This is a genomic window from Pseudoduganella sp. HUAS MS19 (assembly GCF_053615455.1).
The window spans coordinates 2,536,926-2,561,797 of record NZ_CM132133.1; the positions used below are offsets into that span (position 1 = coordinate 2,536,926).

The following is a 24,872-nucleotide window of genomic DNA, read 5'->3' on the forward strand; positions in this document are numbered from 1 at the left end:
CATGAAGATTTACCTGACAATGCTGGCGTTGGCGTGCCATGCCACGGAATCTTTTGCCGCGGATTTCGGCAAAGAGGACCTGGTGCGCGACGACCGCATGGTCTATGAAAAAAGCTTCACCCAGGCCGAATCGGATCGCTTCAGGCCACTCATACAGGCCGCCTTCGACCGGGTCGCCGCTTTCTACGGCGAACGGCAAGGCGTCACGCCCGACATCTATTTCTGTAAAAGCGCGGCCTGCGCCCGCTTCCTGCTGGGGCCGGAATTTCGTTCGTATTCCGATATCCGGGGCGGCCAGCGCTACTTGAACGGGAGGCACCTGTTCGACAATCCCAGCATCGTGGTGACCACCCTGGCCAGCAATGCATTCGCCACCGATGCGCGCTTGCTGTCGGTGCTGAGCCATGAGTTGTCGCACCTCGAGTTGTACGCACGCGCCGCCGGGCGCCATGTGCCGGCCTGGTTCAACGAAGGGCTGGCGAGCATGGTGGGCGGCAGGGCGTGTACGCCCGGTGCCAGCGGGATCGACGACCTGTCGAAGCTGTCGGCCATGCGCGATTGGCTCGACCACACGCGCTCACGTAACAGCCAGAGCAATGCGACGTACTGCCAGGCCAAGGCGGAAGTAGAGGCGTGGGCGGTGCGGCATGGCGGACCGAAAGGAATCGTCGCGCTGCTGGCCGGCCTGCGGGAGAAAGATTTCGCCTCCCAGTATGGCGCCTTGTTGACGCGGCCGCTGCCCGCCATTAACCCCAGGGGTGCAAGAGAAAATGACCGCTGACCTGTTTGCCCCTGAGCCGACCCCGCCACTGGCCGAAGCGATGCGCCCGCACAGCGTGGCGGACGTGATCGGCCAGAGCCACTTGCTGGGCGAAGGCAAGCCGCTGAACCTGTTGTTCAAGTCGGGCAAGCCGCATTCGATGATCCTGTGGGGCCCGCCGGGCGTGGGCAAGACCACGCTGGCCCGCCTGTCGGCGCGCGCCTTCGCCTGCGAGTTCATTGCCATTTCGGCCGTGCTGGGTGGGGTCAAGGATATCCGTGCCGCCATTGAGCAGGCCGAGCAGTTTGTCGCCAGCGGCAAGCAGACCATCCTCTTCATCGACGAGATCCACCGCTTCAACAAGGCGCAGCAGGATGCACTGCTGCCTTACGTCGAATCGGGCCTGGTTACGCTGATTGGCGCCACGACGGAAAACCCTTCGTTCGAAGTCAACTCCGCGCTGCTGTCGCGTGCCCAGGTGTATGTGCTCAAAGCCTTGACCGAGGAAGAGATGCGCCAGTTGCTGGCCCGCGCCAGGGAGCGCGTCATGCCGGACCTGGACTTTGACGAGCTGGCCATCGACACCCTGATCGGCTATGCCGACGGCGATGCGCGCCGTTTCCTCAATTTGCTGGAGCAGACCAAGACTGCAGCCGCCACTGCGCGCACCAGCAAGGTCACCGGTGAATTCGTGCAGAATGCGCTGACCCTGAATGCGCGCCGCTTCGACAAGGGCGGCGATAATTTCTACGACCAGATATCGGCCCTGCACAAGTCCGTGCGCGGCTCCAATCCGGACGGCGCCCTGTATTGGTTCTGCCGCATGATCGATGGCGGCGCCGACCCGCGCTACCTGGCGCGCCGTATCGTGCGCATGGCTTGGGAAGATATCGGCCTGGCCGACCCGCGTGCCTTGACCATGGTGAACGACGCCGCCGAAACCTATGAGCGGCTCGGTTCGCCGGAGGGGGAACTGGCACTGGCCCAGGCCGTGATTTACCTTGCTGTGGCCGCCAAGAGCAATGCCGGCTACAACGCCTACAATGCCGCCATGGCTTTCGTGCGCCGCGACAAATCGCGCGAAGTGCCGGTCCACTTGCGCAACGCTCCGACCAGGCTGATGAAGGAGCTGGGCTACGGTCACGAATACCGCTATGCCCACGACGAACCGGACGCATATGCAGCCGGCGAAACCTATCTCCCCGACGGCATGGCCGAACCAGGCTGGTACCAGCCGGTACCACGCGGCCTGGAGTCCAAGATCGCGGACAAGCTGGCCTTTCTGCGCAGGCTGGACGAAGAAGCACGCAAGGGTTAAGCGGCCGAGCAACCCTGATCGTCACGGCACTGGAATTCTTGACGTGATGGGACATTTGTCCTAGGCTGGGCCGCATGACTAATCAGGCGACAGCCACCCGCGAACGCATTGTCGAAACGGCCGACCGGCTGTTTTATGAGCGCGGCTATGGCCACACCAGCTTTGCCGACATCGCTGCGGCGGTTGGACTCTCGCGCGGCAATTTCTACTACCACTTCAAGACGAAGGACGAGATCCTGGCGGCAGTGATCGAACTGCGGCTGCAGAAGACGCAAGCCATGCTCGACGGCTGGACCGCGCAAGCATCCCGGCCAGCCTTACGCATCGGCTGTTTCATCGACATGATGGCGATGAATGCGCCCTCGATCCGCCGCAATGGCTGCCCGGTCGGCACCTTGTGTACCGAGCTGGCCAAGCTGGAACATCCCGCACTGGTGCAGGCGAACGCGCTGTTTACGCTGTTCCGCGACTGGCTGCGGGCGCAATTCGAGCAGTTTGGCTCAAAGGCCGCTGCCGACGCCGATGGACTGGCCATGCACCTGCTGGCGCGCAGCCAGGGTATTGCCACCCTGGCCAACGCCTTCGACGACGGCACATTTATCCAGCATGAAGTTGCACAACTCCACGCATGGCTGGATGCCCTGGACGACGAGACCGGTTCGGGTCCAGCTGCTATCAGTTCGCAATTGTAGGAATATTCCTATTAATTGTAGATAAACTAGTGCAAACTCGTACGGGACTTTACATTTCAATTGCTCAACGTTAGGATGTTGTAAATATTCTAACGGAGGGCGGAATGGCGCAGCGTCTGACAGTCGATGGAGTAACCGTCCATGTGGAGGGGGAAGGCGAGGAAGCCATCATGATGATTCATGGCTGGCCTTACGACCGCAGCCTTTGGGATGCCCAGGTTGCGGCCTTCTCTTCAAGCTATCGCTGCGTTCGGTTCAGCTTCCCCAGCCAGGGCGTCAAGGGCAGCCACACGATTGACGAAGTGTCAAAGCTCTACGCCGATACCGTTCATGCCGTGAATGGCGGCCGTCCCGTAATCCTGATGCTGAGCGACTGGGGCTGCGTCTTTGGCTATCAGTTCGCGCTGCGCTACCCGGAACTGGTGAGCCGGGTGATCAGTGTCGGCATTGGCGGTTCCAGCCAGATGACCTACCGTGCTTCACTGGACTGGAAGACGCGCCTGCGCCTGGCGTTTGCGCATCGCCGCCTGAAAGCTTCCAGCGGCAACAGCCGTGCGGCGCGCGAGGCCTGCGCCCGCCTGCAGCTGCCCCATGCGGTCACCTGGCTGCGCGCAACCACGCCAGCGGTGGGGACCTTGCCGTTCAAGCTGCGCTGGCCCATGCTGTACATCTACGGCAAGCGCAAGCCGTTCTCCTTCCATACCCGCAGTTTTGAAGCGGCGGTCCAGTCCAAGCCGGACAGCAGGGTAATCGCCTTTCGCACCGGGCATTGGGTCATGCGCGAGCAACCGGAGGCTTTCAATAGTGCGGTGAAGGGGTGGCTGGAGCAGGGCCGCACGATGTGAAGCTTGGATTGCAGCAGGGCGCCGCGGACCGTATAGTGCCGAGTTCGCAATTTTGCGCTAATGCAATTAAAGTTTATCAATGAAATTCTTCAAGGCCACTCTTGTGCTGTCCGCATGGGCAGCATGTTCCGGCGCTTCGGCCACCGAGCGTCTCTATCTTCAAACCCCGGTTCAGTACGCTCCTACTACTTTCGCCCCCCAAGCCGTCAGGAACGAGTGCGAGCTTGAGCGCCATCTGCTCGAGGATGCCTCGGCCCAGATCGGTAAGATATATGGCCGCGTCGAACTGGCAAGTGCCAATGACGAGGTCGGCAACGACCAAGTCGTCAAGATTACGATCACCAATGCCTGGGGCGCTGGCGGGGGCAAGTGGTCGGGACCCAAATCACTGGAGGTGCTTGCCGAGCTCAGGCAAGGCGACGCCACGCTGTCGTCCGCATCGTTCAGGCGCACGACCAACGTCGGTTTGTTCCGTGGCACCTGCGAGATGTTCCATAAAGTGACCAGGGAACTGGGCGAGGACGTTGCCGTTTGGCTGAAGCGCGGCGCGCCGTCCAAGGCCGCCCCGGTCGAGAAGGCACAGAAGCCTGCTGAATAAAGCGGACCGGCAGGGCTGCAGGGCGGCGAATCCGCATTTCATCCCGCGTTTTTTGCGCTTCGTCGCAAGCACAAGGCAGGGCAGGGAGGCTTTAGGTACAGTGTAACCATGGAAGCACGCAAGTAGTTCAACACTGACCTGAAGGAGAACATCATGAATGCCCTGAAACACATGGAAGCGATCTTCGTTGTCGCAGCAGCCCTGGCCACCGCGACCAGCTTTGCAACCGCCACCACACCGGTGTTGCACGTGGCGGCCGACCCGGTCGTCGCCAAAGTGGACACCAGCATTCCAACCGTGGTGGTCGCCGCCAAGCGGCTGAGCGCAGCAGAAAAAGCGGCGCTGTTCTGACAGCGCAGCGCCGGAGGGCGTAAAACTCGGTTGTTGTGCTGTCATCTTGGTACAATTGCCCCTTTCGATTAAACCTCGTAGCGGCAGCAAAACATGATTGACATCCAACTTCTCCGTAAAGACATTGATACTGTCGCCGCCAAACTGGCGACCCGCAAGTTCCAGCTCGACGTGGCTGGCTTCAATGCCCTGGAAGGCGAGCGCAAAGCCATCCAGATGCGTACCGAAGAATTGCAAAGCAAGCGTAATTCGCTGGCCAAGCAGATCGGTATGATGAAGGGCAAAGGGGAAGATACCACCGCCGTAATGGCCGAAGCAGCAGGCCTGGGCGACGAACTGAAGGCCAACGAGATCAAGCTGGCCGACGTGCAGTTGAAGATGAATACCTTCCTGCAGGCCGTACCGAACCTGCCGCACGAATCCGTGCCGGCCGGCGCCGACGAAACGGGCAACGTGGAAGTGCGCAAATTCGGCACCCCGCGCAGCTTCGACTTTGAAGTCAAAGACCACGCCGACGTAGGCGCAGCGCTGGGCCTGGACTTCGAGACCGCCACCAAACTGACCGGTTCCCGCTTCAGCGTGATGAAGGGTGGCATCGCTCGCCTGCACCGCGCACTGGCGCAGTTCATGCTGGACACCCATACCGACAAGCACGGCTACACCGAGTGCTACACCCCCTACATGGTCAACGCCGAATCGCTGCTGGGCACCGGCCAGCTGCCGAAGTTCGAAGCGGACCTGTTCTCGGTAAAGAAAGGCGGTGCGGAAGGAGAAGGCCAGAATTTCTACCTGATCCCGACTTCTGAAGTGTCGCTGACCAATATGGTGCGCGACGAGATCGTCGCTGTCGAGACGCTGCCGATCAAGGTCACTGCCCACACGCCATGCTTCCGTTCCGAAGCAGGTTCCGCCGGCCGCGACACCAAGGGCATGATTCGCCAGCACCAGTTCGACAAGGTTGAACTGGTCCAGGTGGTGCATCCGGAGAAGTCGTATGACGCACTGGAAGAAATGGTTGGCCACGCAGAATACATCCTGCAGACCCTGGGCCTGCCATACCGCGTGATGCAGCTGTGCACCGGCGACATGGGCTTTGGCGCTGCCAAGACTTATGACCTCGAAGTGTGGCTGCCGGCGCAGAACACCTACCGTGAGATTTCGTCGTTGTCGAACTGCGAAGCCTTCCAGGCCCGCCGCATGCAGGCGCGCTTCCGCAATGCCGCGGGCAAACCTGAACTGCTGCACACCCTGAACGGCTCCGGCCTGGCAGTCGGCCGCACCCTGGTCGCCGTGCTGGAAAACTACCAGCAGGCTGACGGTTCGGTGGACATTCCAGCCGCGCTGCAGCCTTATATGGGCGGTCTCACCAAGCTCGTAGCATAAAGTTGAAAATAGCCCTTCCTTTTTTCGGAAGGGCTGCTATAATCTTGGCTCTCAACGGCGACCACCGTTAAACGCAGTACCTGGAGAGGTGGCAGAGTGGTCGAATGTACCTGACTCGAAATCAGGCGTAGGGTGTCCCCCTACCGTGGGTTCGAATCCCACCCTCTCCGCCAGAATACGAAGAACGGCCCCGGCAACGGGGCCGTTTTTTTTCGTCCGCACTCTGGGGAAAGCTTGACCAATGTCCAGGCACGTCCACCGCAATCCACTAACATCCAGACGTGAAAGGTGGATAGAAAGGTGGATAGGCTTGGTCTCGCCGAATCCGATCAAACGGTGGAGCGTGAAATTATGATAAATCAGGCGCTGCTGAACGGATTGTCGGACCCGGTGGTCAAGTTAGATTCGATCGGGTTGTTTGTTCTAAGCGATCGATCTGTGCGGGACTTTTCATGAGATTTCTGGCCGGTTATCCGGCTTTCAAAGCTCTACGCGATGCACTCGGCGATGCACAGCAAGCGGATGACTTTACCTGCCAAGATGTTCCGTTTGAGCGCTTGCGACGCGCTCTTCTGGATCAGGGCCTCACTCCATTAGACCGCGCTTTACGATTGCGTCATGCGTTGAGATATGCTGAGTTTACCTTGGCAGAGCGTGGTGAACGACTCACCCTGCCAATTCCGATGTCTAATGAATGGCCTGACAAAATGCTGGCTGCTAACTGCGGCCTCTATATCGGTGCAGGAAAAGAAACTGAAGCGCTACCTTGGGTGCCGGATTGGCTTCCGGCGGTCGGCCAGAATGGCGTTGACAGGACTGGGATGCGCGCAGAAGCCCGCCGCTGGACCAATCGCCTCCCAGACGCTGATCCCTGGCTGGCGAAGACCTTTCATCACGGGTTGTACAAAGGACCTGGCCAGGCCTTGGCAATTCGCTCGGCGCTTCAAATGCCGGCTGACCAAACTTTGCTAGCGGTGATGCCCACCGGAGAGGGTAAAAGCCTTGTGTTTCAGTCGCTGGCGGCGGCTCATCCGGATCAAGTGGTGGCAGTTGTCGTGCCTACCGTAGCACTGGCGTTAGCCCATTCCGATAGCGTCTCGCAATCCGCTGCTCTAAAACCAGAATTTGGTCATGCATACGTTGGAGGCAATGCGAGCGGAAATGCAAGCATCATTTCTCGTATCCCGAGCGGAGAGCAGGGGCTGATTTTTGCTGCGCCCGAGGCTTTCGTCGGTCGCCTGCATAAGCCGCTATTAGATGCTGCGCGTAATGGTCGCCTGGCTGCATTTGTCATCGACGAAGCACATCTAGTTGACGCATGGGGGGCCGATTTCAGAAATGAGTTTCAACTTCTTGGTGCTTTGGTCGCCGAGTTGCGCAATGCTGCACCTCTAAAACAGCAACCAAAGGTGGTCTGCTTATCTGCCACCGTGACACAAGAAGCATTCGATTCGCTGCAAGCATTGATTTCGCCTGGAAGGGCGCTTTCGCTCATCGCGGGGGCTAGATTACGCCCAGAGATCGAAACGTGGATAGCGCCTATGGCTGACCATCCTGCGGTTCGAGAACAGCGAGTTCTCGAAGCTTTGGCTCACCTCCCCAGGCCCGCTATTTTATATGTGACTCGCCAAGAGGACGCGGACGCATGGTATGACCGGCTCAAATGTGCCGGTTATGGGAGAGTACGAGTATTACACGGTGGGACTAGCCACGAAAGTCGAAATGACGTTGTGCAGGCCTGGCGCCGAGGTGAACTGGACCTTGTCGTGGGTACTTCGGCATTCGGTCTTGGTATCGATTATCCGCACGTTCGCGCCGTGGTACATGCGTGCGTACCAGAAAGCTTGGATCGATATTATCAAGAGATTGGACGTGCAGGGCGAGATAACCATGCAGGGATTGGCTAATTCACGCAGCCCTTTCAAAGCGTCCGCGAGACTCATGCTTACTTTTTGACTCACCTTGGAGGTGTCTAGCTTAAGCCAGTTGCCAATGGAGATAGACTCGATGTGAGTCCGTTTCTTCGCTCTACTGAATATGCCGACCTGGTGTGTCAGCTCCTTAGCAATCGCCTCGGTAATCAGATCGGCGGGATTAGCTTTACTGTTTTCCCACAGGTCAACATAGACAACAGTGATGGTGCGACTTTGAAGTTCGGGGCGCAGATCGTTTTGCAAAAACGTTGACTTGCCCGTGCGTCGAGGTGACGTCAAAAACAGACCGTTGCTTCCATCGCCAAACACTACCTTTCCTTCTAAGTTGTCGGCTAGCGCTCGCGCTAATTGTGGTCTGGGGAAGTGGTTCATATTTCCTCCCGCAAATTATGTCCCTTTATGGGAAAGCGCATAAAACCACCGGATGCTGGTTCCTGCTGCGAAAGTCAGCTGCGAGCCTAACTCTTCGCGGTCGGCGAGTCCGTCTCGCCTATTTTGTACTATAGCTACGGTGCGAAAGGGAACAAGCGATTGCGCGAAGCGTGGCGCAGTCCATTGATGTAGATCAGCAGTGCTGCGGAAATGTGTCGTACATGGCGGATCAAATTCCTGCCGATTTTGTGAATGGAGAATTGGAAATGCTGAATGTGAATTTTTACTTCAGCAATTTGACATCTCGATCCAATGGCAGGTGTTTTTGGGGGGAACATTGGCCTAATCGTTCGGTTTTGGAATTTCGCTATCGACATTCGCTAACAGCTCTACGGTGTTGGCATTTCACCTTCATAGTCGTTATCATGGGAGATTGATGATTTGGCAATTATATTTGCGGCGCGATAGCCGTGCCCAGGTCAACCGGATAGTCCGGCTACCAGGTATCAGCACTAGGAGTTACGTTTGAGTAGACCCCTCATTGTCATTGGCGACAAGACCAGCCATGGTGGCACGGTGATTACGGCCGACATGACATTTGATATTCACGGGAAATATGTTGCCCGTCTCGGCGACATGACGGTTTGCCCTAAATGCAAAGGCACGTTTCCTATCAAATCGGCGGCAGACGATCTAGTCGATGGTATGGGCAACGGTTACGCGCGGCACCTCGACAAAACTGCTTGTGGCGCGACGCTCATTTCCGGGCAGCTTACGACGACTTGGTCCAACCAGAGCTCTGCGGGTGATCCCGCGGCGACCGAAAAGGCCGAGGCATTGGCGGTTGCCGGCGATTTGGCCGTCCCAACCAATTCCGGGATTTGCCTCGACTGCTTGCTAAAGGCCGCCGCCGCTGGCAATGCTCTGGTGGTGCGTGAATGATCGCGCCACTTGACGTGTCGGATCGCCTGGAGCATCTGCAGCTGGAATACCCAGGGCTGAAGTTATACGGATTGCTGGACGGCGCCCAGTATCTAGAACGGACAGGTAAGCGATTCAATGCGCAGCCAGGTGCGGAGGCGCTTTTTTGGGAAACACCGGATGCGGCGCTGGCGTTCGCCGGCCCATGGTTGCTTGATACGGCAAGCGCCGATTCAGCACTGCTACAGGAATTGGTCGGTCTGGAGCGAAGCACGTACGGTGTCAGTTGGCTGATTGCGTATCAAGATCTGCGCGGACTTGCGCAACTGCTGCGTTTGAACCTGGAAACCGAACTTCCGGACGGCCGAACTGCCCTGGTCCGATTCTGGGATCCGCGCGTGCTGGCCGGATTGGCCGAGGTGCTCACCCCAGAACAGCGGCAGGAGTTTTGTGGCCATATCTTCGAATGGCATTTGTTGCTAAATCGTGAGCAACGCGTACGGATCGGGAGGCAGGGTGCTTAGGCTGAGTGAAGCACAATACGAAGCGCTGCGGGGGCGCGACGCGGACCAGTTCGTCCGTGCAGTCTGCGACCACTTTCTAAGTGAGCGGCCAGAGATGGCCGTGCAGCCGGCCGCCTCCGCCGTCTACCGACACATGCTGCGTGCGTTTGACTTTGGCAGGCGCCTGGGCTTTCAGTCGACGCCACACGTGATCCGTCTTATGTACCTGGCGGCTGATGCACCGGGCTTCCACGAAGATGCCGCAGTGTCGGCGCATCTCCGCCGTACCGGCGCGCCGCCGGAACAACGACTGGATGACTTGTTTGCCGTGATGAACCACAAACTCAAAGGGGTTAACTGATGGCCGCTTTGGCAGGACCATTAATCGAGGCAGCGGCGGTGCGCGCCCTGGCCGCGCTGGGTGTTGGCGCAGCCGGCACGAAGGCCGTGGAGATCGCGCGCAAACGCCAACAGGAAGGAGCGAAGGCGTCCGCCATGCCCATCGCCCGTGTCGATGCATGCACTGAAGATAACAGCAAATGTAAGGACTGCCCGCCAGACAAAGGCATGCCCTATTTGAGAAATACGGCCGGCTGGTCCGACGCTTCAATCACGTATCAAATTCGGATTGCGCAAATGCCCTCCGCGCCTGCAGGCTTCCTCACGGAATGGGAATTCCGCGGGGTGAAGTTCGATGGTTTTGACGCGTCCCAGTGTTTGCTTAAGGAGTCGAAGGCGAAGTACGACAAGTTCTTCGATGATTATGGCGCGCCTCGCGATTGGTGGACGGGGGACGTCGACATTCAGAAGGAAGCGACTAGTCAGTCGATGGCCGCCAAACCTATGCCCCCGGTACAATTGCGCTGGTACTTCATGACACCCATGATGTACCGATATTGCTCACAGTTGTTTGCAGCGATGGGACTACAAATTGAAACTCAATTCCAGCCATGACAAGACCAATTGAAATCACCACGACCTTTCGGCATCCTGGAAATCTGAAGGTAGAGGAACAGGTCGGCGAATTATATGCACTGCTGCCTTACATGTTGGATTGTTCACCATTGTTGAATCCTTGGCTGTTGAAAGGGAAGAGCAAGGAAGACGCGCAACGCTACATAGTGTTCGACGCCGACGGCGCCGCTACGGCGGGGATCGCGGTATTGGCCGAAGACATGAAGAAGGATGTTGATCCGCGCATCGTAGGAGTATGGAACGGGAGGGATGATGCAGAAGGGGCTTCCCTGCAATACGTTTCTCGGCCAGCGCCGCAAAGAAGCATGGTGGTTCTGCGGGCGAAACCGAAAGCCTTCACCGATGACTGGCATCTCGTCGCAGACCTGATTAAGGGCGCGGTCGCCATCTGGCAACCAGCGATGGTGAGTGTCGAACCATTTGGTTACTTTGATCATAAGGTGTTCAAGGACCGCCCGGGTGCCGGCTGGATGCTGTATCTTCCAAAGGTTTTAACTGCGCGGGAAGTCCCGGAGGCGCGCGCACTGCTCCCTGTTATGGGGACGAATGCCAAAGGCAAGCAGGAACAGATCGGCACCATCATCGTGAGTGTAATCGACGATGTATTCTCGCTGGAAGATCCTGATCATCTCAACATCGCGAACTCGATCGAGGTGCGCTTGGTTGACCAGGATCTGCTACCGAATTACGCTGAACTTTGAATTTCGGTGCCGCAATCGCTATTCGGTGCAGGAATTGTCAGATTGTAAAGGCTGCGATCGGCGGACAAAGCTTCCGTTGGACCGCTTACCATCCGTGAATTGGCGCACTGTCCCCGATGATGCGCCACTATCATCATATTGAAACGCCAGGGGCAATAAGAAGGTGGATAGGAAGGTGGATAAGGTACTGTTGGGGCAATTTCTGCCTCTCAGTACTACGGACACCCTCTCCGCCAGAATACTGAAAAAGCCCCGATGAAAATCGGGGCTTTTCCTTTTTCAGGCGAGCCGATAGATTTCCCAGCGTGGAGTGACTGAGGCAATCATTGGTTCCAGGTCTTTACTCCATTTGCGATGCGCTGCCAAAGTGCTGAGCTTATTCCAGGCCTGGCCCAGTTCCGCCAAATCCTCAATCCGAACTTCAAGCTCAACGGTCGATTCCAGTGCTCCCACGGAACCAGTCGTAATGCGAGTAGCGCTGGCACGACGCCAGCGCGAAAGGTGCACGCTGCGGCAAACCATACAGCTGCATGGATGCCGAATGAGTTCGCAATTGCGCCGGAACGCAGTGCACCGAACGCATATCCCAGGTCGCGCCAAACGCGCCTTGGGGGATCAATCACATCGCCGATGGCGGCCTGCATCGTTGGATATGCCATTGCAGTTCCAATGCCGGGCAAGACGCCGCCCGGTGCAAACTGGTGGGAAATCAGCCTCGATGTTCGGCAGATCGCTGATAGTCACGCATTAGTCCGTAACTGATTGATTGGCAAATGCGCTCGGCGCGACAGTGCCGCCCACCGTGGCGTTGGCTGGCGGAGCCGGGTAGAGCCAGGTGAAGAGCAGCGTTGCGGCAGTGGCGCCTAGCAGCTGGGCGACGATGAATCCCGGCGCGTCGGCAGGCCGAATACCGGCGAAGGTATCCGTTGCCGCGCGGGCCAAAGTCACCGCAGGGTTGGCGAATGAGGTCGAGGCGGTGAACCAGTAAGCGGAGGTGATGTAAGCGGCTACGGCGAACGGGGTGATCGATGGGCGGCTGCGCGAGCAACCGATAATCACGCCAATGAGTCCGAATGTAGCGACGAACTCGCTCCACCATTGCGCCGCACCGCTGCGCACATGCGCCGAGGCGAAGAATGCGGGTTCACTGAACATGGCGTGGGCAGCCGCAACACCGGCAAATGCGCCAGCGATCTGCGCAACGATATATGGCAATACCTGGCCTGCGGGCACGTTACGCTGCCATGCTTCGGACAGCGTGACCACAGGATTGAAGTGCGCCCCCGAGATGGTGCCGAACATCAGGATCAGCGCTGCCAGGCCGGAGCCGGTGGCGATCGTGTTGGCCAATAAAGCAATGGCCACATTGCCGCCGGCAAGGCGTTCGGCCATGATACCGGAACCCACGACCATGGCCAGCAGCAGGGCGGTGCCAAGAGTCTCCGAGACTATGCGTCGGGAAAGCGTCATCACACTACCTCGCCAATGCGGTCCAGTTCCGCTTTCATGCGGGCGCGGTCATGCTTGATTTCGTCCAGGGGAAGGGCGAAGAATAGTTCGATACGCTTGCGCAGGATGCGATAGGCAGTCATAAATGCCGCGTCAATCTCTTCGTCAGTACCGGTTGCGTGGGCCGGGTCATCCACGCCCCAGTGAGCGCGCAGCACCGGGCCAAGGTAGGCTGGACAGGTCTCGCCTGCCGCGCTGCCGCAGACAGTGATGACGATGTCTGGCGTTGCCGGCAGGTTGTCCCAGGACTTGCTATGGTAGCCCGCGGTTGGGATGCCCTCACGTTCGAGCAGCGCGAGTGAGCGCGGGTGAACGTAGCCGGCAGGTTTGCTGCCAGCGCTGAGGGCGTGCCAGCCGGTTGGAGCCAGGTGGTTGAATGTGGCTTCGCCGAGGATGGAGCGGCAGGAATTGCCAGTGCAGAGGATCAGGACGTTCATGGTTTGCAGGATTGGGTGGATGGGGAGCAGCTTTCGCCGCCGCAGCAGTTTTCGGTCAGGAAAGCCAGTACGTTGTTCATGGTGTCGAAGTTGGCGCTATAGATGATGAAGCGGCCGTCCTGGCGCGCCTCGATTAGCCCGGCGTTGCTCAGTTCCTTCAGGTGGAAGGAGAGCGAGGACGGGGCGATCTCCAATTGCTCGCCGATCTTGCTGGCGGCAAGGCCCTGCGGGCCAGTCTGGACCAATAGTCGAAAGACCTTGAGCCTGGACTCCTGTGCCAAGGCGGCAAGGGCAGCGATGACGGATTTGGTTTTCATAGAGTGCGGCTGATGGCGATTGTTCGGGTTGCCGATTATGGCATTTCTGTACGATATTTCAAAGAATATCGAATTATCTTGACAGCTGAATGACATGCGGATTATTCTTCGTTCGTCGATGAACGAATGAGCTGGGTATGATTAGTTGTTGTGGTGAGAAATCGGAAGGAGCACTGCCGGCAGTGGATGCCGACGAGGTGGCCAGGCTTTGCAAAGCGCTCGCCCATCCTGCGCGCGTCCAGTTGTTGTGCTACCTGGCGTCGTATGGCGCATGTTACTTCGGTAACCTTGCCGACGTGCTGCCGCTGTCACCGTCTACTATTTCTCAGCATGTCACCATTCTCAAGGAAGCGGGACTGATTCTTGGCTCGTCCGACGCGCAACGGGTGTGCTATTGCGTCAACCCCGAGCGGATCGGACAGCTCAAGCAACTGATCAATGCCCTCTGAGGGCATTTTTTTGAATGCTGTATTCGTAATTCGCCGAATAACAAACAGGAGGTTGGAAATGAGCTTGGAGCTGGAAATCCGCAATGCCACCGGGGCCGACTGGCGCGCCATCGAGACACTGCTGGCAGACAGTGGACTGCCTGTGGAAGGCGCCCGCGAACACCTGGACTTCTTTATCGTCGGCGCCAGCGGGAGTGAAATCCGCTGTGTTGCGGGCATTGAACTGTATGGCAGCGTTGCCTTGCTGCGTTCTGTGGCGGTCTCCAAAGCGCTGCGCGGGCAGGGGGTAGGCGACCGGCTGCTCCATGCGATCCGGTCAAAGGCGCGTGCCGAAGGTGCTGCGACACTTTACTTGCTGACCACAACGGCAGCGGCATTCTTCGGGAAAAGGGGATTTCGGCAAATTGAGCGCAGCAACGCGCCCGACATACTCAAAGCGTCGCGCGAATTCCAGGGCGTATGCCCGGCATCGGCAACGTTGATGGTGGAGAGTAGCGGTACTTCCCACCTGCCGGTGGCCGTTCTCGGCGCAGGACCGGTGGGTTTGGCTGCGGCGGCGCACCTCATTGCGCGGGGTTTTACGCCGCTGGTGTTCGAACGGGGCGAATCAGCGGGGGCCAACCTGAATAGCTACCGTCACGTGCGTCTGTTTTCGCCTTGGCAGTACAACATCGACAAGACCGCACGGCGAATGCTCGATGCGCACGGCTGGACTGCGCCTGCCGATGATCAACTTCCAACTGCGGGGGAGGTGGTGGACGCATACCTGCAGCCGCTTGCCTCCCTGCCGGAATTAGCGCACAAGGTCTACTACGCACACCGGGTTATCCGGATAACCCGCGACGGGTTTGACAAGGTCAGGACGCGTGGCCGCGAAGCGGCGCCTTTCGTTATCAGGACGCAAAGCGCGTCCGGCGAGAGGGACCACAAAGTGCTTGCCGTGATCGATGCTACCGGCACCTGGTCGCAGCCCAATCCGCTCGGCGCCGACGGACTGCCTGCATTTGGTGAAGATGCTATGGCGTCGCGCATTGACTACGGCATGCCGGATGTCCTCGGCGAAGCCCGCCCGTACTACGCGGGGCGCCGTGTACTGGTCGTCGGTGCAGGACATTCGGCGGCAGGCAATCTGCTGGCGCTGGCCAAGCTTGCCGAAGAGGTACCTGGCACGGAGATCGTTTGGGCGATGCGCGGCAATCGATTGGCCAAAGTATTTGGCGGCGGCGATGCCGATGGCCTGCCGGCGCGCGGGCAACTGGGCGCACGGCTCAAAGCCCTGAAGGAATCCGGTCGTCTTGAACTGCATACCGATTTCCGGATCAGTGCATTGCAGGAACTGGGCGGTTCCCTCACGGTGGAGGGCACAGGGGCTGATGGCGGAGCCCGAAGCATTGATGGAATCGCTCGCATTATCGCCTCGACCGGAGCTCGTCCGAACCTGGACCTGACGCGCGAACTTCGGGTGCGCCACGATCCCTGGCTCGAAAGCACTGATGCGCTGGCACCGCTAATCGACCCGAACGAGCACAGTTGCGGCACCGTGCGACCACATGGCCACCGTGAGCTGGCGCATCCGGAACCAGGCTATTACGCGGTCGGCGCGAAGAGTTACGGTCGTGCGCCGAACTTTCTGATGGCGACTGGCTACGAGCAGGTCCGTTCGGTCGTGGCCGCGCTGGCCGGCGACTTTGCAGCGGCTGATGACGTCCGGTTGGAATTGCCCGAAACCGGCGTTTGCAATATTCAGTTCGTCGATAGCGCTTCGGGCGGCGCCACTGGTTGTTGCGGAGGCCCGGCACCTGCTGGCAGTGAGGCTTGCTGCGCGCTCGATGCCGAGGAGAAGGCGAAAGGCGCCAGCGGCTGCACCTCGTCCGGCACCTGCAAACCGCGCCGCCCTGAATCATCGGGTTGCTGCGCTTGATGGGGGAGGGGCATGCGTTCACTTTTCATGCGTGGGTTCCTTCCACTTTCACTGGCGGTCAGCGTTGCCTCGTTCTGGCTGGCGTTGACACATGGCGGCAACCTGGAGTTGGCCGTCGTTTTGCCAGCGGTGGCGGCTTTGCTCGTCGGCACGGTGGCTGAGCGCCGATGGCCGTATCGTGCCGACTGGTCCCGTTCACGGGGCGATGTGGCGACTGATCTTGTGAGTGCCGGCGTATTGTTTGCGGCCGTAGATCCATTGCTTAAGTGGCTCGGTCCCGCCGCTGTGACCACCGCGTTGGCAGGCAGCGACGCAGCGAAATCGCTGGACCTGTTCCCAAGCAGTTGGCCGTTTGTGCTGCAAGTGTTGCTGGCCACGCTTGTCGCGGAATTCGGCAGCTATTGGTCGCACCGCCTGCACCACGAACGTGCCTCGTTGTGGTGGCTGCATGCCCTGCATCACGGGAGCGAACGCCTGTACACGCTCAATAACTTCCGTTTCCATCCCCTCAATTATGCGCTGAACTACCTGATGGGCATCCTGCCGTTGCTGTTGCTGGGAACGCCTGAAGCCGTGATCCTGGGATACTTCGCGGTGACGCTGCCGGTGCTGATGGTGCAGCATGCGAACCTGCCGCTGCAGAATGGATGGCTTAATTACATTTTTAGTACCAGTGAAATCCACCGTTGGCACCACTCCAGCCGCGCGGGGGAAGGCGACACCAACTTTGGCCGTTCGCTCGTGATCTGGGACCAGGTGTTTGGTACGTATCGGAACTTCCCGACGAACAATCATCCGCGCATGATCGGCCTCTACGCAGCAAGCAACTACCCTTTCCGTGCATCGTTCTTCGAGCAAGTGTGGTCGATGTTCCTGCCGGCCTGCTGCCGCAAGGCAGCTTAAAGGATGGCGATGACAGGTCCTGCTAACGCAATGCTCACCTTGGGTGTGACGCAGATAATTTCATGGGGCATCCTTTACTATGCGTTCGGCGTCATGGCGCCCGCCATACAAAGCGAGCTTGGGATTTCCGCCGCAAAGATCTATGGAGCGTTTTCGTGGGCGGTGCTCGTTGCCGGACTTGCATCGATCCCGGTGGGAGTACTCATCGACCGGCATGGAGGCAGTCGCGTCATGGCCGCTGGGTCGCTACTCGCCGGTGTAGGGCTATGCATACTCTCGGGGAGCCGCGACGTCTCGGCTTACTACCTTGCCTGGACCTTGATCGGCCTCGGTATGGCAATGAGCTTATATGAAGCCGCATTCGCGACGTTAAACCGGAGCATGCATGGCGCCTCTCGCAAAGCGATTTCGAACGTTACGCTGATAGGTGGGCTTGCAAGCACCGTGTTTTGGCCACTGACCGCATGGTTGCTTGGACGCCTGGATTGGCGTCAAACCTGCTTAATTTTCGCCCTTACGTTGCTGGCCGGCTGCATGCCGTTGCACGCGGCACTGGACGATGGGCGGGCGCGGCCAAACGCTCAAACCCCGGAGCGGCGACATTTTGCACTCGCCGAAGCGATTGCCCACCCGGTTTTCTGGCTCCTGGCGGCGATCTTTGCTACCCACGCATTCATCTTTTCGGCCCTTTCGGTTCATATGATCCCACTCCTTAGGAAGACGGGTCATCCGGAACAGGTGGTCGTTGGTCTGGTTGCCATCATCGGGCCGATGCAGGTGTTAGGGCGGCTGATCGAACGGGTTTTCGCAGGCCGCGTATCGCCTCGGGTAGTCGGCGTTGTTACAATCGCAGGGTTGCCGGCAGCGCTCGGAGTGCTCTATGCGATGGGCGAAGAGGCCTGGGCCGTAGTGTTGTTTTGCGTTCTGTATGGATTGAGCAATGGGGTTTTGACGATCCTGCGCGCTACCTTACCCCAATCGATCTTTGGCCATGCCAATTACGGGGCAATCTCTGGCGCACTGACTGCCCCATCCCTTATTGCAAAGGCGGGAGCGCCGCTGGCGCTGGCACTGATGCTTCGGGAGGATAACCACTGCCTGCTGCTCGGAGGGTTGTTCGGGCTGGCTTCGGTTTCGTTCCTGGTCTATCTGCTGGCGATTCGAGGGGGCATAGGGGAGGGCGCTACTTCGATGGAAAGGGCATAGCTTTACGCTTGGTACTATATGGCAGGCATCGGCTCGACAGGAACTTTGACGCGCCATTCACCTTTGCCCCATGTGGTCCGGGTGGCCTTGCGGCAGATTACATCGACGCTGGTCCTCGCGCCGTCCCGCCATTCGACTGCCAAGGGCGCGACGCATTTCGGCACCATCGTTTCGTCTCCCGGGTACCCGGCCTTCCATTTCGAATGACGCCGCGCATTTTCGCGGCCAACGAAGTCGCTCGCCGCTTTGTGGATATAGTAGTTTGGCTGCATGCTCTCGGAGAAAATCTCGACCGCGACCTTCCATTTGCGATCGTGGGTGGAGGGGCCGGCACGGCCGCAACTCACCATCACACTTTTCCGCGCTTGGAAGATGGCCCAGTTTGCCCTCAATGGGACAAGGCACGGCTCCAACACCATTCGGATATCAGGGCCAAGTGGCTGCCAGTCCGTCTTGTGCCTGATATTTTGCTGGTCCAGGAACCTGCTGGCGGCAGCCTGGATCTCGCATAGCTCGTGATAAGGACCGCCTTTATCGGCGCGATAGTGTGGCGGTTCGCAAATCACTCCGCCGGCCCAGGCGGGGAGCGACAAGAGGAGTAAGGCGCTTACAGTCGCCGATCGTAAAAGTGCTGGCAAACCTCCTCCTTCATCGCGGTCCAGCCGGCTGGCGAGACTTTGGGTATTATTGTCATTCCGACCCGCTACTGTAAACGCTTTTGAGCCTTGACATGACCTCTACTCCGCAATTCGACTCCAGCCTGCCTCTCGACATGATTATCTTTGGCGGGGTGGGCGACCTCGCCATGCGCAAACTGCTGCCGGCGCTGTACATGGCGCACCTGCATGGCAACCTGCCGGCCGCGACCCGCATCGTTTCCACGGGCCGCCAGGACTACGACCGTACGGCATACCTGGCCTTCGTCGAAGAGCATTCGCGCCCCTTCATTAGCGGGGAAAATTTCACGGAAGAGGCCTGGCGCAGCTTCCTGCAACTGCTGGAATTTGTGCGCGTCGACGTGGAAAAGGACGGCATGGCCCCACTGGCTGAGGTTTCGCGCTCCGGTGCGGAGCGAGTGTTCTACCTGGCCACCGCGCCGTCGCTGTTTACCACCATTTGCGACAAGCTGGCCGAAGCCGGGCTGGTTGACCGCAACGCGCGCGTGGTGCTCGAGAAGCCTCTCGGACGCGACCTGGCGTCCGCGGTAGAGATCAACGAGGCTGTCGGCAAGCACTTCGCGGAATCGCAGATTTACCGAATCGACCATTACCTGGGCAAAGAGACCGTGCAGAACCTGATGGTGCTGCGCTTTGGTAACTCGATTCTGGAGCCGCTGTGGCGTGCGCCGAACATCACCAGCGTGCAGATTACAGTCGCCGAAGAAGTGGGCGTGGGTAGCCGCGCAGGTTTCTACGACAGCGCCGGCGCCATGCGCGACATGGTGCAGAACCATCTGCTGCAATTGCTGTGCATCGTCGCAATGGAGCCGCCTGCCTCGCTCGCACCGGACGCTGTGCGCGATGAAAAGCTCAAGGTCCTGCGCTCGCTGCGCCGCTTCAGCCTTGCCTCGATCGCGCGCGACACGGTGCGTGGCCAGTATGTGCGCGGCGTGAGCGGCAACCAGGAAGTGCCGGGCTACCTGGAAGAGCGCAATGTACCTGAGGGCAGCAGCACCGAGACCTTCGTCGCACTGCGCGCTTACGTCGATACCTGGCGCTGGTCCAAGGTGCCGTTCTACCTGCGTACCGGCAAGCGCATGGCGCGCCGCTCGTCCAAGATCGTGATCGAGTTCGCCAACCCGCCGTTCCCGCTGTTCCCGGAGACGCCGGGCGGCGTGGCCAACAGGCTGGTGATCGAGCTGCAGCCGGAAGAGGCGATCAAGCTGCAGTTGATGGCAAAGCAGCCCGGCAGCGGCATGCAAATGCAACAGGTGGCGCTGAACCTGGACCTGCAGTCCGCGTTTTCGCAGCGCAGGGCCGAGGCCTACGAACGCTTGCTGATCGACGTGGTGCGCGGCCGCCTGACCCACTTCATGCGCCGCGACGAGCTGGAAGCGGCCTGGGAATGGGCCGATCCGATCATCAACGGCTGGAGCGCGCTGGCCGAGAAGCCGAACCCTTATGCTGCCGGTACCTGGGGGCCGTCCGAATCGTTCGCTCTGCTTGCGCGCGATGGCTTTAGCTGGGTGGAGTAAGCACGCTTGCTGCGGAAGCCGCGCTGTAACGATACAATTGCGGCCATCCAAACAAGTGGGGTAGGGAAATTAAGAAGCTTGCACTGATCTTTGCACTGATTTGTAATCAATCTTACGCAGACCCGGTAATCGGCGTTTCCGATGGCGACACGCTGACTGTGCTGAGCAAGGGGCGTCCAGTCAAGGTTCGCCTTGCGAACATCGATGCGCCGGAGAAGAAGCAGCCGTTTGGCGCGCGCTCGAAGCAGTCGCTGTCGGACCTTTGCTTTGGGCGTGACGCCAGGCTTGCTTCGGGCAAGCAGGACCGCTACGGACGCACGGTTGCCGTCGTACACTGCGGCGACGTCAACGCCAATGTGGCGCAAGTTCGCAAAGGAATGGCCTGGGTCTATCCCCAGTATAACCACGATCCGTCGCTGCCGGCGGTCGAAGCCGTGGCGCGCAGTTCGCGCGTGGGCTTATGGGCAGGGCGCGATCCGCTCGAGCCCTGGCTGTTCCGCAAGGAGCGCAAGGCGCGCAGCAGCTACCCGAACTAAGCGCTTCGGCCCTCGAACAGGTCTTTCATCTCACGCAGGCCGGCAGTCAGGCATTCGACCGTTGCCGACACCTTCGGCACGCCGCGCAACTGGCGTGGCGTGAGCAGCCATAGCTGCGAGCGGAACTCCGTCAGCAGCGGTGAAACGCGGCGCAGGCGCGGGTTGGCGTCGCCCAGGTGGCATGGCAGGATGCCCACGCCCAGCCCCTCTTCAATCAGCCTGCACACGGCCAGGGTGCTGGAGCAGCGCACCACCGCGCGCCGCATCAGGCCTTGCGCTGCCAGCCATTTCGATGACGCCAGGTGGCCCAGCGATTCATCAACCGTGATCCATGGCTGCTCGCGCAGGTTTTCGTCGGATACATTGGGCCAGCCTGCCGGTGCGTAGATGGCCACCTCGATATTGCAGATCACGCGCCCGATCAAGTCTCCATCGGGCTCACCGCCGGATCGCAGGGCGATATCGGCTTCCCGCTGACGGACGTTCGCCAGGTTCTCGCCGGTTTGCAGGTTGATCGAGATATCGGGCAGTTCGCGCCGGCAGCGCGCCAGCAGCGGCGGTACGATGCGGGGCACCAGCACTTCGGTCGTGGTCAAGGCCAGGCGCCCTGCGGCACCCAATCCGGCGTCCCGTTCCAGGTTGCGCAGGCGCTGGTCGAATTCTTCCGCGAGCGCCAGCAGCTCCGCGGCGGCGGCTGTCGGCTGGTACCCCTGCCTGCTGCGCTCGAACAGGGTGGCGCCGAGGCCGGCCTCGATATCGCGAATGCGGCGGAACAGCGTGGGATGGCTCGAGCCCAATGCGTCGGCGGCTTTGGACAGGGACCCGTGGCGGGCAACGGCTAGAATGACCTGGTAATCGTTCCAGGCTAGCCGGCTGGTCAGGAATGTGCTCATCGCAGCATTCTATCGTGTTGTTCATCCTTGAAAGCCCGTTGTTCATTCGATGGCTGTCGCCCGAGGAGTGCGGTGGCGACAATGGCGGCATCCAATCACTCTTCAAAGGAAAGAAAATGATCCGCAGCCTTCTGTTATCTGTTGCTTTGCTGCTTGCCGCCACTGCACATGGGGCGGAGAATACCGCCTGCAGCGCGGCGGAATACAAGCAGTTCGACTTCTGGGCCGGCAACTGGGAAGCCTTCGACCGCAATGGCAAACTGCTTGGACATACGCTGATCGAAAAGATCGAGCAGGGATGCGTGTTGCAGGAGTGGTGGCGCGGCAACGGCGCGGAAAACGGCGCGGGCACGAGCCTCAGTATGTATGACCGCAAGCACAAACTGTGGCGCCACGTCTGGGCGAGCGCGCGCGGCAATTTCGCGCCGATCGACGGCGGCTGGCAGGGCGACCGCATGCTGATGACCGGCTACTTCATCAACGACAAGGGCGAGCGGGAATTCCATCGCACGGTCTGGAAGCCGGTTCCAGGCGGTGTGCACCACGTGTGGGACGCCACCACTGATGGCGGCGTGACCTGGACAGTCCTGCACGAAGCGTGGCTACGCCGTACCGACAAGGTCCTTGCGAAGTAGGGCGCCTGCAGCCGCCGGCAATCTGATTTACTATTGTCCTGCTGACGACACCCAACTCAAAAGGACCAAGATGGCGGAATTCAAATTGCACTGCTTTGCAGCTTCCGGCAACTCGTACAAGGTTGCCCTGTTCCTGGCGCTGGCCAATGCGGACTGGGAACCCGTGGTGGTGGACTATTTCGGCGGCGAGACCCGCACTGAAAGCTGGCGCGATAAGCTGAACGAAATGGGCGAGATTCCGGTGCTGGAGCACAAGGGCCTGACCATCAGCCAGTCCGGTGTGATCCTCGACTACCTGGCCGGGGCGACCGGCCAGTTCGGGGCGCGCAACGATGATGAAAAGCGCGATATCTGGCGCTGGATCCTGTTCGACAACCACAAATTCACCAGCTACTACGCTACCTTGCGCTTCATGTACGGCCTGCAGAAGACCGGGGACACGCCAGTGACGCAGTTCCTGCGCGAACGTGCGCTTGGCGCTTACCGGATCGTCGACAAGCACCTGGCCGATACCAGGTTCCTGGTCGGCGAGCGCCTGACCATCGCGGACCTTTCGCTGGCCGGCTATGTCTACATGCCGGAAGAAACCGGCATCGACATGAGCGAGTTTGCCAACATCGCAGCATGGAAGGAGCGCATCAGCGACCTGCCGGGTTGGCGCCACCCGCACGAGCTGATGCCCGGTAAAAAGGCATTCTGATTGGCCGCTGCTTGTACCTTTTGCAGGCATGCCGGTACTTAAAACCGGGTACCGAACCGTCCAGCATGGCCGCGTCCTGAAACGGTGCACTGGATGCACAGCGCTACCTGGAGCAGTTGTCCAGATAAGCCCGGTCGCCGGCCGCAGGCCATCTATTTGGCCAGGAACGCTTTCATCGCCTTGGTCGGCTTGCCGTTGTCGCCCCAGGCGCTAAGCGGATATTGGCTCCAGCTCCGGGCGCCAATGGGCTCCCAGTAGATGACCCCCAGCCCCTTCCGGCCGGGAACCGCCTTGACTTTGCGCTGCACGGCGACCAGCATGTCGTAGGTGTTTTGCGCGCGCTTGTCTTCGCCGCCCACTTCCACCACCATGACTTCCTTGCCGTAGCGCGCGGACATGTCCTTCATATTGCGGGCAAGGTCGTCTATCGATTTCCTGTAATCCGGTTTTCCTGGCAGCCAGTAGGGGTAATACGACATGCCGATGACGTCGTAGCGGGCGCCGTTGGCTTTCGCGTTGTCGAACCAGGTTCTGAAACGCTTGCCGTCGTTGCCGCGGTCCAGGTGCAGGATCACCTTGGACGAAGGGCTGGCGGTCTTGATGGCGTCGTAGCCCATATTGATCAACTGCGCCAGTTGCGGCCAGTTCCTGGTGCTGCCTTCCGGATAGATCATGCCGCCTGCGGTTTCATTCCCCACCTGCACCCATTCCGGCGTGACACCAGCCGCCTTGAGTGCGCTCATCACGTCAAAGGTATAGCTGTAGACATCCTCCAGCAGGCGAGCGAAGTCGTGGCCTGTCCATGCTGCCGGCTTTTTCTGCTGCGACGGATCGGCCCAGCTATCGCTGTAGTGGAAGTTGATCATCACCCGCATGCCCATCTTTTGGGCGCGGACGGCCATGGCGACTGTCTCGTCCTTGCTATTGTGGCCATTCGTCCTGTGGTCCGATGGATTGACCCAGGTGCGCAGGCGTACCGTGTCAATACCGTGATCCTTGAGGATTTGCAGGGCATCTTCCTGCCTTCCCAGGTCGTTATAGAACTTGTAGCCGGTCGCTTCCATTTGCTGCAGCCAGCCGATGTCGGCTCCCTTGGCGAATTGCGCGGCGCCCGCAGGCATCGCGATTGCAAGGAGCAAGGAAACCAGCGCACCAATCTTCTTCATTCTCCACTTTCGATATTTTTGGTGGCACAATGCTAGGCCAAGAACCGGCTTTGCAGGTATGACGAAACTCGTGCGGGCCATGCGGGATCGATATGAATCGGAAAACGGAATCTCCAGGAGTGCGCCATGATCGAACTGCTTGAGCAGCGCTTCCATCAGAACATGGAGCGTCATAAAGGAATAGCCTGGAGCACAGTAAGCGCACGGCTGGAAGCGAATTCCGGCAAGCTGCGCGTGCTCGGGGAAATGGAGCGCACTGGCGGCGAGCCCGATGCCGTGGGCATGGATCCGTCGACAGGCGAAGTCGTATTCTGCGACTGCTCGCCGGAAAGCCCGGCGGGGCGGCGCAGCCTGTGCTTCGACAAGGCTGCACTGGAAGGACGCAAGGAAAACAAGCCTGCCGGCAGCGTGCTGGAAGTGGCCAGGGCGCTGGGAATTACGCTGTTGACCGAGGCCGAGTACCGCCACTTGCAAACGCTGGGTGAGTTCGACCGCAAGACATCGAGCTGGGTGCAGACGCCGGCCGATATCCGCAAGCAGGGCGGCGCCTTGTTCTGCGACCGCCGCTATGGCCACGTTTTCCTATACCACAACGGCGCCGAGTCGTATTACGCGGCGCGCGGCTTTCGCGGCATCCTGCGGGTTTAAGAGAC

The 24,872-nt window shown here is 59.6% G+C and carries 27 protein-coding genes and 1 tRNA gene; 23 read left to right on the forward strand and 5 right to left on the reverse strand.

Annotated elements, in window-relative coordinates; genetic code table 11:
* The first annotated feature begins 1 nt into the window (after window position 1).
* From ACWBU6_RS11675 to ACWBU6_RS11740, 14 genes are all read left to right on the forward strand, one after another.
* Entirely contained in the window at window positions 2-781 is a 780-nt protein-coding gene (locus ACWBU6_RS11675) for a hypothetical protein (RefSeq protein WP_452648952.1), read from the forward strand.
* Window positions 771-2,078, forward strand: coding sequence for a replication-associated recombination protein A (locus ACWBU6_RS11680; RefSeq protein ID WP_452648953.1), 1,308 nt, complete (start codon window positions 771-773; stop codon window positions 2,076-2,078). The genes ACWBU6_RS11675 and ACWBU6_RS11680 overlap by 11 nt, the downstream gene beginning before the upstream one ends.
* 74 nt (window positions 2,079-2,152) lie before the next feature.
* Window positions 2,153-2,770, forward strand: coding sequence for a TetR/AcrR family transcriptional regulator (locus ACWBU6_RS11685; RefSeq protein ID WP_452648954.1), 618 nt, complete (start codon window positions 2,153-2,155; stop codon window positions 2,768-2,770).
* A gap of 104 nt (window positions 2,771-2,874) precedes the next feature.
* On the forward strand, window positions 2,875-3,615 hold the full coding sequence (locus tag ACWBU6_RS11690; RefSeq protein ID WP_452648955.1) for an alpha/beta fold hydrolase: 741 nt from the start codon (window positions 2,875-2,877) through the stop codon (window positions 3,613-3,615).
* Between the two features lie 79 nt (window positions 3,616-3,694).
* The gene (locus tag ACWBU6_RS11695) at window positions 3,695-4,213 is read left to right on the forward strand and encodes a hypothetical protein (RefSeq protein ID WP_452648956.1); all 519 of its coding nucleotides are present in this window, start codon (window positions 3,695-3,697) and stop codon (window positions 4,211-4,213) included.
* A gap of 153 nt (window positions 4,214-4,366) precedes the next feature.
* Window positions 4,367-4,564, forward strand: a complete 198-nt coding sequence (locus ACWBU6_RS11700) for a hypothetical protein (RefSeq protein WP_452648957.1) — start codon at window positions 4,367-4,369, stop codon at window positions 4,562-4,564.
* Between the two features lie 93 nt (window positions 4,565-4,657).
* On the forward strand, window positions 4,658-5,947 hold the full coding sequence (gene serS, locus ACWBU6_RS11705) for a serine--tRNA ligase (RefSeq protein ID WP_452648958.1): 1,290 nt from the start codon (window positions 4,658-4,660) through the stop codon (window positions 5,945-5,947).
* A gap of 82 nt (window positions 5,948-6,029) precedes the next feature.
* A tRNA-Ser gene (locus tag ACWBU6_RS11710) sits at window positions 6,030-6,120 on the forward strand.
* A gap of 279 nt (window positions 6,121-6,399) precedes the next feature.
* Window positions 6,400-7,854, forward strand: a complete 1,455-nt coding sequence (locus tag ACWBU6_RS11715) for a helicase-related protein (protein ID WP_452648959.1) — start codon at window positions 6,400-6,402, stop codon at window positions 7,852-7,854.
* A 924-nt stretch (window positions 7,855-8,778) separates the two neighbouring features.
* The gene (locus ACWBU6_RS11720; RefSeq protein WP_452648960.1) at window positions 8,779-9,195 is read left to right on the forward strand and encodes a PAAR domain-containing protein; all 417 of its coding nucleotides are present in this window, start codon (window positions 8,779-8,781) and stop codon (window positions 9,193-9,195) included.
* A complete protein-coding gene (locus tag ACWBU6_RS11725; protein ID WP_452648961.1) occupies window positions 9,192-9,698 on the forward strand; it encodes a DUF4123 domain-containing protein in 507 nt (168 codons plus the stop codon). The genes ACWBU6_RS11720 and ACWBU6_RS11725 overlap by 4 nt, the downstream gene beginning before the upstream one ends.
* Window positions 9,699-9,792: 94 nt before the next feature.
* On the forward strand, window positions 9,793-10,038 hold the full coding sequence (locus ACWBU6_RS11730; RefSeq protein ID WP_452648962.1) for a hypothetical protein: 246 nt from the start codon (window positions 9,793-9,795) through the stop codon (window positions 10,036-10,038).
* A complete protein-coding gene (locus ACWBU6_RS11735; RefSeq protein ID WP_452648963.1) occupies window positions 10,038-10,631 on the forward strand; it encodes a Tox-REase-5 domain-containing protein in 594 nt (197 codons plus the stop codon). Before ACWBU6_RS11730 ends, ACWBU6_RS11735 begins: the two co-directional genes overlap by 1 nt.
* Window positions 10,628-11,353, forward strand: a complete 726-nt coding sequence (locus ACWBU6_RS11740; RefSeq protein ID WP_452648964.1) for an immunity 52 family protein — start codon at window positions 10,628-10,630, stop codon at window positions 11,351-11,353. The genes ACWBU6_RS11735 and ACWBU6_RS11740 overlap by 4 nt, the downstream gene beginning before the upstream one ends.
* A gap of 747 nt (window positions 11,354-12,100) precedes the next feature.
* Here the strand turns inward: ACWBU6_RS11740 and ACWBU6_RS11745 are convergent.
* Genes ACWBU6_RS11745 through ACWBU6_RS11755 form a run of 3 tightly spaced genes read right to left on the reverse strand, consistent with a single transcriptional unit; the run spans window position 12,101 to window position 13,616 of the window.
* On the reverse strand, window positions 12,101-12,823 hold the full coding sequence (locus ACWBU6_RS11745) for an aquaporin (protein WP_452648965.1): 723 nt from the start codon (window positions 12,821-12,823) through the stop codon (window positions 12,101-12,103).
* Window positions 12,823-13,299, reverse strand: a complete 477-nt coding sequence (locus ACWBU6_RS11750) for an arsenate reductase ArsC (protein WP_452648966.1) — start codon at window positions 13,297-13,299, stop codon at window positions 12,823-12,825. The genes ACWBU6_RS11745 and ACWBU6_RS11750 overlap by 1 nt, the downstream gene beginning before the upstream one ends.
* Window positions 13,296-13,616 carry an ArsR/SmtB family transcription factor gene (locus ACWBU6_RS11755; protein WP_452648967.1) on the reverse strand — a complete coding sequence of 107 codons (321 nt, stop codon included), beginning with the start codon at window positions 13,614-13,616 and terminating at the stop codon, window positions 13,296-13,298. Before ACWBU6_RS11755 ends, ACWBU6_RS11750 begins: the two co-directional genes overlap by 4 nt.
* A gap of 182 nt (window positions 13,617-13,798) precedes the next feature.
* Here ACWBU6_RS11755 and ACWBU6_RS11760 point away from each other — a divergent pair, with 182 nt between their 5' ends.
* The 6 genes from ACWBU6_RS11760 (at window position 13,799) to ACWBU6_RS11785 (ending at window position 20,825) form a co-directional block, all read left to right on the forward strand.
* Window positions 13,799-14,065 (forward strand): ArsR/SmtB family transcription factor, encoded by a 267-nt coding sequence (locus ACWBU6_RS11760; RefSeq protein ID WP_452648968.1) that lies wholly within the window; start codon window positions 13,799-13,801, stop codon window positions 14,063-14,065.
* 58 nt (window positions 14,066-14,123) lie between these two features.
* Entirely contained in the window at window positions 14,124-15,986 is a 1,863-nt protein-coding gene (arsN2, locus tag ACWBU6_RS11765; RefSeq protein ID WP_452648969.1) for an arsenic resistance N-acetyltransferase ArsN2, read from the forward strand.
* Between the two features lie 12 nt (window positions 15,987-15,998).
* Window positions 15,999-16,889: a sterol desaturase family protein gene (locus ACWBU6_RS11770; RefSeq protein ID WP_452648970.1), complete on the forward strand. Its 891-nt coding sequence runs from the start codon at window positions 15,999-16,001 to the stop codon at window positions 16,887-16,889.
* A gap of 3 nt (window positions 16,890-16,892) precedes the next feature.
* A complete protein-coding gene (locus ACWBU6_RS11775) occupies window positions 16,893-18,095 on the forward strand; it encodes an MFS transporter (RefSeq protein WP_452648971.1) in 1,203 nt (400 codons plus the stop codon).
* A 730-nt stretch (window positions 18,096-18,825) separates the two neighbouring features.
* Window positions 18,826-20,289: a glucose-6-phosphate dehydrogenase gene (gene zwf / locus ACWBU6_RS11780; protein ID WP_452648972.1), complete on the forward strand. Its 1,464-nt coding sequence runs from the start codon at window positions 18,826-18,828 to the stop codon at window positions 20,287-20,289.
* 158 nt (window positions 20,290-20,447) lie between these two features.
* Entirely contained in the window at window positions 20,448-20,825 is a 378-nt protein-coding gene (locus ACWBU6_RS11785) for a thermonuclease family protein (protein ID WP_452648973.1), read from the forward strand.
* On the opposite strand, the gene ACWBU6_RS11790 is transcribed toward ACWBU6_RS11785, so the two are convergent.
* Complete coding sequence (locus ACWBU6_RS11790; RefSeq protein WP_452648974.1) at window positions 20,822-21,718, reverse strand: LysR family transcriptional regulator; 897 nt, start codon at window positions 21,716-21,718, stop codon at window positions 20,822-20,824. The genes ACWBU6_RS11785 and ACWBU6_RS11790 overlap by 4 nt on opposite strands.
* A gap of 116 nt (window positions 21,719-21,834) precedes the next feature.
* Between ACWBU6_RS11790 and ACWBU6_RS11795 the strand changes: the two genes are divergently transcribed.
* Window positions 21,835-22,353, forward strand: coding sequence for a hypothetical protein (locus ACWBU6_RS11795; RefSeq protein ID WP_452648975.1), 519 nt, complete (start codon window positions 21,835-21,837; stop codon window positions 22,351-22,353).
* 70 nt (window positions 22,354-22,423) lie between these two features.
* The gene (locus ACWBU6_RS11800; RefSeq protein ID WP_452648976.1) at window positions 22,424-23,053 is read left to right on the forward strand and encodes a glutathione S-transferase family protein; all 630 of its coding nucleotides are present in this window, start codon (window positions 22,424-22,426) and stop codon (window positions 23,051-23,053) included.
* 152 nt (window positions 23,054-23,205) lie between these two features.
* Here the strand turns inward: ACWBU6_RS11800 and ACWBU6_RS11805 are convergent, their stop codons facing one another.
* Entirely contained in the window at window positions 23,206-24,219 is a 1,014-nt protein-coding gene (locus ACWBU6_RS11805) for a glycoside hydrolase family 53 protein (RefSeq protein WP_452648977.1), read from the reverse strand.
* A gap of 126 nt (window positions 24,220-24,345) precedes the next feature.
* Between ACWBU6_RS11805 and ACWBU6_RS11810 the strand changes: the two genes are divergently transcribed.
* A complete protein-coding gene (locus ACWBU6_RS11810) occupies window positions 24,346-24,867 on the forward strand; it encodes a DUF4256 domain-containing protein (protein ID WP_452648978.1) in 522 nt (173 codons plus the stop codon).
* Window positions 24,868-24,872: the final 5 nt, after the last annotated feature.